This is a genomic window from Acinetobacter lwoffii (assembly GCF_024129355.1).
GTDB lineage: Bacteria > Pseudomonadota > Gammaproteobacteria > Pseudomonadales > Moraxellaceae > Acinetobacter > Acinetobacter lwoffii_I.
In genome coordinates, this window is sequence record NZ_JAMXXP010000011.1 from 68,610 (window position 1) to 80,674 (window position 12,065).

Genomic DNA, 12,065 nt, shown 5'->3' on the forward strand with positions numbered 1-12,065 from the left:
ATGCTTTTTCACGTACGTATGGATGTAAACATTCCACGTGATCTGCCAGTTGAACAGGCAAACGAAATTAAGGCTGTTGAAAAGGCTTATTCACAGGAATTACAGCGTCAAGGCAAATGGCGTCATATCTGGCGCATCACGGGCCAGTACTCAAACATCAGTATTTTTGATGTTGAAAGCAATGAAGAGTTGCACAACCTGTTACAAGGCTTGCCTCTCTATCCTTATATGAACATTGAAGTAATGGCATTAAACCGTCACCCATCTTCAGTTCGAGATGACGACAGTTGATTGAATGAGCGGATTGGGAGTCACCGGATTCCCCTTCCAAATCGAAAACAGAGGGTACCTCAACAAGGATTGTGGCCAGCCAGATTTAGCCAGCCAATGAAAGCTAAAAAAGTGCGCCACTAAAAGATGAAAGACATACTTTAGGAGCAATAGTATGAATCGCCAAGAAATTGATGCATTAGTTAAGCAAATGAACGTTGATACAGCGACAGGTCCTGTAGATGAACGTGTACAACAAGTTGTTGTGCGTTTATTGGGTGACCTTTTCCAGGCTATCGAAGATCTTGATATTTCTCAGACTGAACTCTGGAAAGGTCTGGAATACTTTACTGATGCAGGTCAAGCTAATGAATTAGGCTTACTGGCTGCAGGTCTTGGTCTGGAACATTACTTAGACTTACGCGCGGATGAAGCAGATGCCAAAGCAGGCATTACAGGTGGTACACCACGTACCATCGAAGGCCCGCTGTATGTTGCAGGTGCACCTGAGTCAGTTGGTTTTGCGCGTATGGATGACGGTTCTGAAGAAGGCAAAATTCCGACCCTGATTATTGAAGGCACAGTGACCGATACTGACGGCAACATCATTGAAGGTGCAAAAGTTGAAGTCTGGCATGCCAACAGCCTGGGCAACTATTCGTTCTTTGACAAGTCGCAATCTGACTTTAACTTGCGTCGCAGCATCATTACCGCTGCAGATGGTCAATATACTGCATTGACTACAATGCCAGTGGGTTATGGCTGCCCTCCAGAAGGTACAACTCAGTTTGTACTGGACAAATTAGGCCGTCACGGTAACCGTCCATCGCACGTACATTACTTTGTATCTGCACCGGGTTACCGCAAGCTGACTACTCAATTCAATATTGAAGGCGACCAATACCTGTGGGATGACTTTGCATTTGCGACTCGTGAAGGCTTGGTGGCAACTGCGGTTGACGTGACTGATGAAGCTGAAATTGCAAAACGTGGTCTCAACGGTCCTTTCAAACACATTCAATTTGATATTGAACTTGTGAAAGAGAAACAAGACGCACCTTCTACTGAAGTTGATCGTCGCCGCGCTAGCGCTTAATACATTAAGAAGCGGGATATGCCGTGAGATATATCCCGCTGACTTCCCCCTTGGAAAGTCGGAGAAAGGACATGCCTCGTATTCCCGTAATTAACACCAGCCATTTAGACCGCATTGACGAATTACTGGTTGATGATTATGAATCTGGTGAATTTAAACTACACCGTTCAGTATTTACAGACCAGGCCCTGTTTGACCTTGAGATGAAATACATCTTTGAAGGCAACTGGGTTTATCTAGCACATGAAAGCCAGATTCCAAACAATAACGACTTCTATACTACCTATATGGGTCGTCAGCCGATCATCATTGCACGTAACCGTCAAGGTGAACTGAATGCCATGATCAATGCCTGTTCGCATCGCGGTGCACAATTGTGCCGTAACAAGAAAGGCAATAAAGCAACTTATACTTGCCCATTCCATGGCTGGACGTTTAATAACTCCGGCAAGTTATTAAAAGTTAAAGATCCGGCTGAAGCGGGTTATTCAGACTGCTTTAACAAAGACGGTTCCCATGACCTGAAAAAGGTTGCGCGTTTTGAAAGCTATAAAGGTTTCCTGTTCGGCAGCTTGAATCCGGATGTCCCTGCTCTGGAAGAATACCTGGGTGAAGCGACTAAAATCATTGACATGATCGTGGATCAGTCTGAGCAAGGTCTGGAAGTTTTACGTGGTTCTTCGACTTATACCTATGAAGGTAACTGGAAGTTGACTGCTGAAAACGGTGCTGATGGTTATCACGTGTCTGCTGTACACTGGAATTATGCTGCAACGACTCAGCAACGTAAAGAAAAAGAAGCTGGCGACAACATCCGTGCCATGAGCGCAGGTGCATGGGGCAAACAAGGCGGTGGTTCTTACGGCTTTGAACACGGTCACATGCTGCTTTGGACGCAATGGGCTAACCCGGAAGACCGTCCTAACTTTGCCAAGAAAGATGAATACACTGCGCAATATGGCGAAGCTATGGCGAAGTGGATGATCGAACGTTCACGTAACCTGTGTATCTATCCAAACGTTTACTTCATGGATCAGTTCGGTTCACAAATCCGTGTCCTGCGCCCGATTTCTGTCGATAAGACTGAAGTGACGATTTACTGTATCGCGCCTGTGGGTGAAGAGCCTGAAGCGCGTACCCGTCGTATCCGTCAGTATGAAGATTTCTTTAACGCTTCAGGTATGGCGACACCAGACGATCTTGAAGAATTCCGTGCTTGTCAGGCAGGTTATGCCGGTATCGCGCTGGAATGGAACGACATGTGCCGTGGTTCTAAACACTGGATTCAAGGTCCGGATGATGCTGCCAATGAAATCGGTTTAAAACCAAAACTGTCTGGTATTAAAACTGAAGATGAAGGTCTATACCTGTCTCAGCACCAGTACTGGTTAGAATTGATCAAAAAAGGTATTGCGACCGAGAAAGAAATTGCAGCATCCACTGAAGGAGAAAACGCATGAGCGACATCACTTTAGAAAATATTGCTCAGTTCCTGTATCAAGAAGCCCGCTTTTTAGATGATGAACAATGGGATGACTGGTTAACTTGTTATGCCCCTACTGCGTCTTTCTGGATGCCAGCTTGGGATGATGATGACAAGCTGACCACAGATCCACAGTCTGAAATCTCGTTGATTTACTACCCGGATCGTCAAGGACTGGAAGACCGTGTGTTCCGTATCAAGACTGAACGTTCGTCTGCAACCATGCCGGACACACGTACCTGCCATAACCTCAGCAATATTGAAATTGTAGAACGTGATGGCGACAAAGTGACTGTACGTTTTAACTGGAATACTCTGAGCTTCCGTTACAAAACAAGTTACAGCTACTTCGGTATGTCTCGTTATGAAATCGATTTCTCAGGCGATAAACCGCAAATTTTAAGCAAATACGTGGTACTGAAAAACGATTACATCAACCAGGTTATCGACATTTATCACCTCTAAGACTGTTTATACAGCTAGGTTATGCCTTTCGGTCAGATGGAAAATTGGCTGAAAGGCTCAGTTACAAAGATTTATATAGGATATTCAGCCATGTCAAACCACAATGTTGCACTTCAATTTGAAGATGGCGTTACACGTTTTATTTCTGTTTCAGATGGTGAAACACTGTCAGATGCAGCCTACCGTCAAAAGATCAATATTCCTTTGGACTGCCGTGATGGTGCTTGTGGAACGTGTCGTGCGTTTTGTGAATCAGGTTCTTATGACATGCCTGAAGAAACTTATATTGAAGATGCTTTAACTCCTGAAGAAGCCGCTGAAGGCTTTATTCTGGCTTGCCAATGTAAACCGACTTCAGATGCAGTGTTCCAGATTCAGGCCTCTTCAGAAGTTTGCAAAACTGAAATTCATGAATTCCAGGGTACGCTGGCTCGTGTCGAAAACCTGTCTGATTCGACTATTACTTTTGACATCCAGTTAGATGAAGGTCAACCGGACATTCACTTCCTTGCTGGTCAATATGTCAATGTCGGTATTCCGGGCACGACTGAAACCCGTTCATATTCATTCAGCTCAAAACCGAGTGACCGTTTGACCGGTTTCGTAGTACGTAACGTACCGAACGGCAAAATGAGTGAATTCTTAAGTAAAAATGCCAAAGCTGGCGACAAGATGACTTTTACCGGTCCATTTGGTAGCTTCTACCTGCGCCCTGTGACCCGTCCTGTCTTGATGCTGGCTGGTGGTACAGGTATTGCACCATTCATGTCGATGCTGCAAGTGCTGGAAGAAAAAAATTCAGAACATCCAGTGCGTTTAGTATTTGGTGTGACCAATGATTTCGACTTGGTAGCGATTGAAAAACTGAACGAACTGCAAGAAAAATTCCCGTGGTTCGAATACCGTACAGTAGTTGCTAACCCAGAATCTGCACATGAGCGTAAAGGCTATGTCACCGGTCATATCGAAAACGAATGGCTAAATGGCGGTGATGTAGATGTCTACCTGTGTGGCCCTGTACCAATGGTTGAAGCGGTTCGCGGCTGGCTGGATGCTGAAGGCGTAAAACCTGCAAGCTTCCTGTTTGAAAAATTCTCTGCCAACTAATAGAGGGAATTTGTTCAATGTCTAATCGTCAAAGATTTGAAAATAAAGTCGTAATCGTGACCGGTGCCGCGCAAGGCATCGGTCGTGGTGTCGCGCTGCAAGTGGCGAGCGAAGGTGCTCAAGTCGTCATGGCTGACCTTTCCCCTTATGTGGAAGAAGTTCTGGCTGAAATTGAAGCGACTGGCGGTGATGCGATTACCGTGAAAGCCAATCTGGAAACGTTTGCTGGTGCCCAGTCAGTCGTTGAAAAAGCCCTAGAAACCTATGGCCGTGTCGATGCGTTAATCAACAACGTGGGTGGCGCGATCTGGATGAAACCTTTCGAAGAATTTTCTGAAGAGGAAATTATCAAGGAAGTGAACCGTTCATTGTTCCCGACGCTGTGGTGCTGCCGTGCAGTACTTCCGGAAATGATTAAAAATCAGAAAGGTACCATTGTAAACGTATCTTCTATTGCGACACGCGGCATTAACCGTGTGCCATATTCGGCATCGAAAGGTGGTGTGAACGGCCTGACCGCTTCCCTTGCCTTTGAACATGCTAAAGACGGAATCCGTGTCAATGCAATCGCGACAGGTGGTACTGAAGCACCACCACGTAAAGTACCGCGCAATGCCAATCCACTGACTGAATCTGAAAAGGAATGGATGCAGCAAGTGGTTGATCAGACCATTGACCGTACTTTCATGGGACGCTACGGTACGATTCAGGAGCAAGTGAATGCGATTGTATTCCTGGCTTCCGATGAATCATCTTATATGACAGGTACCGTGGTACCAGTCGGTGGTGGTGATCAAGGCTAGTCCTGATCATCACGATTTTTAACAGGCTCATGGTTCGACGCAAGGAGGCACATCACCAATGAATACCCTGTTTCAGACATTAAAAAATGATTGGTCAATTTCAGCAACTGTTGCAGGATTTTTAGCAGTGCTGATTTCCTATTCAGGGCCACTGATCATTTTTTTCCAGGCGGCGCAGCAAGCCCAGGTTTCCCCGGACATGATGATTTCATGGATTTGGGGAATTTCTATTGGTGCTGCACTCGCAGGTATCTTTTTATCGATTAAATACAAAATACCTGTCGTCACCGCCTGGTCTGCACCCGGAACGGCTTTATTAGTCACGCTGTTTCCTGATATTTCGCTCAATGAAGCGGTTGCTGCCTATATCACCTCTGCCGTGGTGATTTTTTTCATTGGGATTACCGGTTATTTCGACAAATTGCTGTCCTGGATTCCCCAGGAAGTCGCTGCCGGAATGATGGCGGGGATTTTACTGCAGTTTGGTTTAGGGTTGTTTACCGCGACCGATACCATGCCCTATATCGTCTTTGGCATGCTGGCGGTATTTTTGCTGGCCAAGCGTTTCAGTCCACGTTATGCCATGGTCTGGGTGCTGGTTGCCGGTGTGGTTTTAAGCATGTTATTGGGTAAGATTAACCCGGTCACAGCAGATTTCAGTCTGGCGATTCCGCAATTTATTGCACCAGAATGGACCTGGAGTTCAACCCTGAATCTGGCCCTCCCCCTGATTCTGGTCAGCCTGTCTGGCCAGTTTTTACCGGGAATGGCGATTATCAAACTCAGTGGTTATGACATGCCCGCCAAGCCAATTATTAGTGCAACCAGTATTGCCTCGCTTGCAGTGGCCTGTGTAGGTGGTATCACGATTGTCTTGGCCTCGATCACAGCTGCTTTGTGTCTGGGGAAAGATGCCCACGAGCTGAAAGAAAAGCGTTATATCGCTGGTGTGGCGAATGGGCTTTTTTACATTTTAGGCGGCTTATTTGCCGGCAGCATTGTCATGCTTTTTAGCCTGATGCCCAAAGAATTAATTGCGGCTTTGGCAGGACTGGCATTACTGGGTGCGATTGCCACCAACATTTCCGTGGCCATGGGCAAAGAGTCGCAACGTGATGCAGCACTGATCACCTTTTTAGCGACTGCTTCCGGCATGCATTTCTTGGGACTGAGTTCAGTCTTTTGGGGAATTTGCATTGGCCTGGTAGCACATTTTCTGCTGTCACAGAAAAACCGTAACGCAGTTCCGGTTACAGCATCAGATTCAAAACGAGTTTAAAGACATCCATCAGTTTAGGATATGTAAGGACCAGATTATGATAGATAAAAGTTCATTATCATTGAAAGAAGCACTCTCCCAGATCAAGGACGGTTCTACCATTATGATCGGTGGTTTCGGTACAGCGGGTCAGCCTGCTGAACTGATTGATGGTCTGATCGAATTGGGTATTAAAGACCTGATTATTGTCAACAATAATGCCGGTAATGGCGATTATGGTCTGGCGAAACTGCTTAAAGCGGGCGCTGTGCGTAAAATTATCTGTTCTTTCCCGCGTCAGTCAGATTCCTGGGTATTTGACGAACTCTATCGTGCAGGCAAGATCGAACTGGAACTGGTGCCGCAAGGTAATCTGGCTTGCCGTATTCAGGCAGCAGGTATGGGCTTAGGTCCAATCTACACGCCTACCGGTTTTGGTACTTTGCTGGCTGAAGGCAAACCGACCATGAACTACGAAGGTAAAGACTACGTTTTAGAAAATCCAATTAAAGCTGACTTTGCTTTAATTAAAGCTTCTAAAGGCGACCGTTGGGGCAATCTGGTCTACCGTAAATCTGCGCGTAACTTCGGCCCGATTATGGCGATGGCTGCGGATGTGACGATTGCTCAAGTTTCTGAAGTGGTTGAACTGGGTGCACTGGATCCGGAACACATCATCACCCCGGGAATTTTTGTTCAACACGTTGTTCAAGTTAAACCTGCACAATAATTGGCATCGGAGATAAATAATGAGCTATAGCAAACTGACCCGTGACCAGATCGCTGAACGTGTGGCACAAGATATTCCTGATGGCGCTTATGTGAACCTCGGTATTGGTTTACCGACCAAGATTTCCAGCTACCTGCCAAGCGATAAAGACGTCTTCCTGCATTCTGAAAATGGCCTGTTGGCTTTCGGTCCTCCTCCTGCTGAAGAAGACCGCGATCCTGAGCTGATTAATGCTGGTAAAGAATTCGTAACTTTACTTGAAGGCGGTTCATTCTTCCATCATGGTGATTCTTTCGCGATGATGCGTGGCGGTCACTTAGACATCGCCGTACTGGGCGCGTTCCAGGTCGCTGAAAATGGTGACTTGGCTAACTGGCATACCGGTGCACCGGATGCAATTCCAGCAGTCGGCGGTGCGATGGATCTGGCTGTGGGCGCGAAGAAAGTCTTTATTACGACTGACCACGTGACCAAAAAAGGCGAGCCAAAAATCGTGGCTGAACTGACGTATCCGGCTACTGGCTTGAAATGTGTCGACCGTATCTATACCGACCTCTGCGTGATTGATGTCACCCCTGAAGGGATGAAAGTGATTGAGAAAGTTGAAGGTCTGTCATTTGAAGAATTGCAGTCATTGACTGGTGCCAAACTGATTGATGCGACTCAATCAAATTAAGGGGAAGTCCCTCCTTTATTAAAGGAGGGATTTAGGGAGGATTTGAGGAATAAAACTACTTCATTAAATCCCTCCCAACCTCCCTTTAAAAAGGGAGGAGTTTTCTTCTTTTAAATATGTGAGCAAATACACAATGAAAAACGCATATATTATCGATGCCATCCGTACCCCATTCGGCCGTTATGCCGGTGGTCTCGCGCCTGTCCGTGCAGATGACTTAGGTGCGCTGCCAATTAAAGCTTTGATGGAACGTAATCCAAGTGTGAACTGGGAACAGGTCGATGACGTGATCTATGGCTGTGCCAATCAGGCCGGTGAAGACAACCGTAACGTCGGTCGTATGTCTTCTCTGCTTGCAGGTTTGCCTTATCAGGTACCAGCGACGACCGTGAACCGCCTGTGTGGTTCATCGATGGATGCCATCGCAATGGCAGCACGTGCGATTAAAGCCGGTGAAGCGAATCTGATTATTGCTGGTGGTGTAGAAAGCATGTCACGCGCCCCATTCGTGATGGGCAAGTCAGAAACGGCGTATGGCCGTAGCCAGAAGATTGAAGACACCACCATGGGATGGCGTTTTATCAATCCGAAACTGAAAGAAATGTACGGCGTAGAAACCATGCCGCAAACGGCTGAAAATCTGGCGGAACAGTTCAACATCAACCGTGAAGACCAGGACAAGTTTGCCTTGACCAGCCAGCAACGTACTGCAGCAGCACAGGCCAAAGGTTTCTATAAAAATGAAATTATTCCTGTAGTGATTCCACAGCGTAAAGGCGATCCGGTGGTTGTCGATACTGATGAACATCCGCGTGCATCTACCACTGCAGAAGCTCTGGCAAAACTGAAGCCTGTGGTGAAAGCAGAGGGGACGGTAACGGCGGGTAATGCTTCAGGGATTAACGATGGTGCAGCTGCCCTGTTGATCGCGTCTGATGAAGCAATTGCTCAACATGGCTTAAAACCACGTGCCAAAATTATTGGTTCAACCGTCGTTGGTGTTGAACCACGTATCATGGGCTTTGGTCCAGCACCTGCCATTAAGAAATTACTGGCGCAAACCGGTCTGACTTTAGAGCAGATGGATGTGATCGAGCTGAATGAAGCTTTTGCAGCACAAGCTTTGGCTTGTACTCGTGACCTTGGCATTGAAGATGGTTCAGAGAAAGTCAATCCGAATGGTGGTGCAATTGCTTTGGGCCATCCACTTGGTGCATCTGGCGCACGCTTAGTCACAACCGCACTCAACCAGCTGGAACAAACTGGCGGTAAATACGGTCTTTGTTCAATGTGTATTGGTGTCGGTCAAGGCATCGCTTTGATTATTGAACGCGTTTAATCCTCATTCAAAGTCCCCCTTTCATAAAGGGGGATTTAGGAGGATTTATAAGATTAAGGACTTAAAAAATGCCAACATTTACATCCAACGATGCCCAGATCAATTACCAGACTTTTGGTGATGCCAGCAAACCTGCCCTGGTTTTTTCTAACTCATTGGGCACTAAATTCAGCATGTGGCAACCACAAATTGAATTTTTCCAGCAGGACTATTTTGTCGTGTGTTATGACACCCGTGGTCATGGAGCTTCCTCTGCACCGCAAGGTCCGTATAGCCTGGACCAGCTAGGACAGGATGTAGTGAATCTGCTGGATCACCTGAACATCCAGAAAGCGGCATTCTGTGGCATTTCTATGGGTGGTTTAACCGGTCAATGGTTAGCGATTAACAAACCTGAACGTTTTAGCCACGTGATTATCTGCAACACAGCAGCAAAAATCGGTCAGGAACAGGCCTGGAATGACCGTGCCGCCCTCGTTCGTGAACAAGGTTTACAACCGATTGCATCTACTGCAGCATCACGCTGGTTTACCGATCCCTTTATCCAGAGCAACGCAGCGACAGTTGCAGAACTTTCAAACGACCTTGGAGCTGGCAGCCCGGAAGGTTATGCAAGTTGTTGCGAAGCTTTGGCTAAGGCGGATTTACGTGAACAGATTAAAACCATTTCAGTGCCGGTACTGATTGTGGCTGGTCAGCAAGACCCTGTGACGACGGTTGCAGATGGTCAAGCCATGCAAGCTGAAATTTCACAAAGCCAGTTGTTTGAAATCAATGCCTCGCACATTTCCAATGTGGAGCAACCTGAAGCCTTTAATCAGGCAGTTCAGAAATTTATTGCAGCTTAAATACTAGAGGCAAAGAAAAAGCCACTGTTGATCAGTGGCTTTTTTATGCTTAGATTTAAAAAACTGGTTCTACATCAGGCCCAGATCACTAAAATCGCTGCAATCACTACTAAGCCCAGACCCCAATGCTCGGTACGTGCCAGTTTTTCTTTAAAGAAATATGCCGAAATCAGCATACTAAACAGAATCTCAATTTGTCCTAAGGTTTTCACGACCGGCACACTCATCATGCTCATGGCAGTAAACCAGCCTAGTGATGCCATAAAACTGCACACACTCACTTTAAAAGTTAAGCCCAGACGCTGCCACATGGCCACTAAAGTCTGGCGGCTGAATAGGCTTAGATAAAGCAGCATACTCAGGCACTGAAAACTGATCACCATTAACAACACCCAGGCCGCACGATGCAAGGTTGGTAAAGTGGTTAATTCTAAACTGGCTTCGCGTACCAGTAGTGAGGTAATGGCAAAACTTAAACCGCTTCCGATGCCAATAGCCAGTGTTCTGGCTGAAAACCCACTGACCTGTTGGCCTTTACTCAATAAAAATACCGCATATCCGCCTAGTGCCACACCAATCCACGCCAGGAATGACAAATGATCCGCTAAAAAGGTCACGCCGATAATGGCGGCTAAAATGGCTTCGCTTTTCGCCAACCCCACTCCAACGGCATAATTTTTTTGCTTGAACAGTTGCACCATCAGTGCCGTAGCTAAAATCTGACTGCAACCCGCAATTACTACATAGATCCAAAACTTTGGGGTGAAGTGAGCCACACTTTCAACCGGCTTGAAATAATACAGGCTGCTCAGGTACAGCACAGCAAATGGCAAGCCAAAAATAAAGCGTGCCAGGGTGACTCCCCACACATCCACCGTGGTACTAAGCTGTTTTTGAAAGGCGTTACGCCAAGCCTGCATAAATGCAGCCATTAAAGTGAAGAAAATCCAGCTGAATGCCATCTACTGATCGCTATTACCTCAAAAGTAAATTAATTCTATGCCTTAGTAAAAGCGCTGACTAATTAAAAATAGGATACTCGCCGATAGCGGAAAGTTTGGATTACTTTCTAAATTCACTCACTAATTTGGCAAGTTGCTCCATTCCATCAAAGGTGGTTGGAATCTTGTCATCAGATGAAACTAGCGGTGAAAAGATAATATTTTCAAATTTCTCAAAGCCTGCTGCATTTTTCTTATGCAGTTTTTCTGAATCTTCAGCATAGTTATGGATGAACTGACACAGTGCCATGCGAAGTTCTAGCTGCATCATTTGAGATTGGACTGCTCTTTTGTCTTGTAAAGAAATTTTTAAAAGATATAACGTAATTAAAATTAAAGTAATGAAGGGAATAGAAATAAACCACATACCAGTAGGTAGCTTTCCATCAAAATAGAAAAATGCTCCAATTAATGCACCTAATTCCACAAAAGGTATAGAAAACATTGTTGCTGCAACAAAGCTATAAGTACCTTTTGCATTATCTAACTCTATTTTTTTCTGATCATAAAGCTCTTTAAAACCTTTATTGAGCAAAACGAAATCATAAGTTTGTTTATTTTTTTCAAGACGCTTTTCTAATTCTGATACTTCACTTTTTTTAGATTCAAATGTACTAGTCCAAGCATCAATTTTTTCTATATTTCTGTGATTAGACTCTAAATATTCAATATATTTTGAAAAATGATCAGGTGTTAAAGTTTCAATTATTTTTTGAAAATTTGGATTAGAATAAACTTTACTTAACAGTTTAAATGGCAATTTATCTATAAAAGAAAAAATATAATTTACTTCAGGACTGAATTTATTTGCATTATTTTCAATAAAATCAAAAAAGGATTTTTGAAAAGAGTATCTATAATCTTTCCTAAACATTACTTCTTTATAATATGCATAGATTAGATCTCTTGCGAAAGTAAAAAATTGTTTATACTAGCCCCATGAAATATGAAAATTTAACTAGATTTAATGATGGGGAATTTAAACGACT

General features: G+C 45.0%; 13 protein-coding genes. 11 read left to right on the forward strand and 2 right to left on the reverse strand.

Features of this window, described 5'->3' with window-relative positions:
* From catC to pcaD, 11 genes are all read left to right on the forward strand, one after another.
* Positions 1–291: a muconolactone Delta-isomerase gene (catC, locus tag NI468_RS07830; RefSeq protein WP_004647036.1), complete on the forward strand. Its 291-nt coding sequence runs from the start codon at positions 1–3 to the stop codon at positions 289–291.
* Between the two features lie 154 nt (positions 292–445).
* On the forward strand, positions 446–1,366 hold the full coding sequence (catA, locus tag NI468_RS07835) for a catechol 1,2-dioxygenase (RefSeq protein WP_253101162.1): 921 nt from the start codon (positions 446–448) through the stop codon (positions 1,364–1,366).
* A 71-nt stretch (positions 1,367–1,437) separates the two neighbouring features.
* Complete coding sequence (gene benA, locus NI468_RS07840) at positions 1,438–2,826, forward strand: benzoate 1,2-dioxygenase large subunit (protein ID WP_253101165.1); 1,389 nt, start codon at positions 1,438–1,440, stop codon at positions 2,824–2,826.
* On the forward strand, positions 2,823–3,314 hold the full coding sequence (gene benB, locus NI468_RS07845) for a benzoate 1,2-dioxygenase small subunit (protein ID WP_005096959.1): 492 nt from the start codon (positions 2,823–2,825) through the stop codon (positions 3,312–3,314). Before benA ends, benB begins: the two co-directional genes overlap by 4 nt.
* Positions 3,315–3,404: 90 nt before the next feature.
* Positions 3,405–4,421, forward strand: coding sequence for a benzoate 1,2-dioxygenase electron transfer component BenC (benC, locus tag NI468_RS07850; protein ID WP_164543253.1), 1,017 nt, complete (start codon positions 3,405–3,407; stop codon positions 4,419–4,421).
* A 17-nt stretch (positions 4,422–4,438) separates the two neighbouring features.
* A complete protein-coding gene (gene benD / locus NI468_RS07855; protein WP_005106868.1) occupies positions 4,439–5,224 on the forward strand; it encodes a benzoate diol dehydrogenase BenD in 786 nt (261 codons plus the stop codon).
* A gap of 58 nt (positions 5,225–5,282) precedes the next feature.
* A complete protein-coding gene (gene benE / locus NI468_RS07860; protein WP_004894958.1) occupies positions 5,283–6,503 on the forward strand; it encodes a benzoate/H(+) symporter BenE in 1,221 nt (406 codons plus the stop codon).
* Positions 6,504–6,540: 37 nt separating this feature from the next.
* Entirely contained in the window at positions 6,541–7,212 is a 672-nt protein-coding gene (locus NI468_RS07865) for a 3-oxoacid CoA-transferase subunit A (RefSeq protein ID WP_004731110.1), read from the forward strand.
* Positions 7,213–7,231: 19 nt separating this feature from the next.
* Entirely contained in the window at positions 7,232–7,888 is a 657-nt protein-coding gene (locus tag NI468_RS07870; protein ID WP_004731112.1) for a 3-oxoacid CoA-transferase subunit B, read from the forward strand.
* A gap of 133 nt (positions 7,889–8,021) precedes the next feature.
* Positions 8,022–9,227, forward strand: a complete 1,206-nt coding sequence (pcaF, locus tag NI468_RS07875; RefSeq protein WP_004731114.1) for a 3-oxoadipyl-CoA thiolase — start codon at positions 8,022–8,024, stop codon at positions 9,225–9,227.
* A gap of 68 nt (positions 9,228–9,295) precedes the next feature.
* The gene (gene pcaD / locus NI468_RS07880; protein ID WP_253101168.1) at positions 9,296–10,075 is read left to right on the forward strand and encodes a 3-oxoadipate enol-lactonase; all 780 of its coding nucleotides are present in this window, start codon (positions 9,296–9,298) and stop codon (positions 10,073–10,075) included.
* Between the two features lie 74 nt (positions 10,076–10,149).
* Here pcaD and NI468_RS07885 read toward each other — a convergent pair whose 3' ends face one another.
* The gene (locus NI468_RS07885) at positions 10,150–11,037 is read right to left on the reverse strand and encodes a DMT family transporter (RefSeq protein ID WP_253101171.1); all 888 of its coding nucleotides are present in this window, start codon (positions 11,035–11,037) and stop codon (positions 10,150–10,152) included.
* Positions 11,038–11,137: 100 nt separating this feature from the next.
* Entirely contained in the window at positions 11,138–11,950 is an 813-nt protein-coding gene (locus NI468_RS07890) for a hypothetical protein (RefSeq protein ID WP_253101173.1), read from the reverse strand.
* Positions 11,951–12,065: the final 115 nt, after the last annotated feature.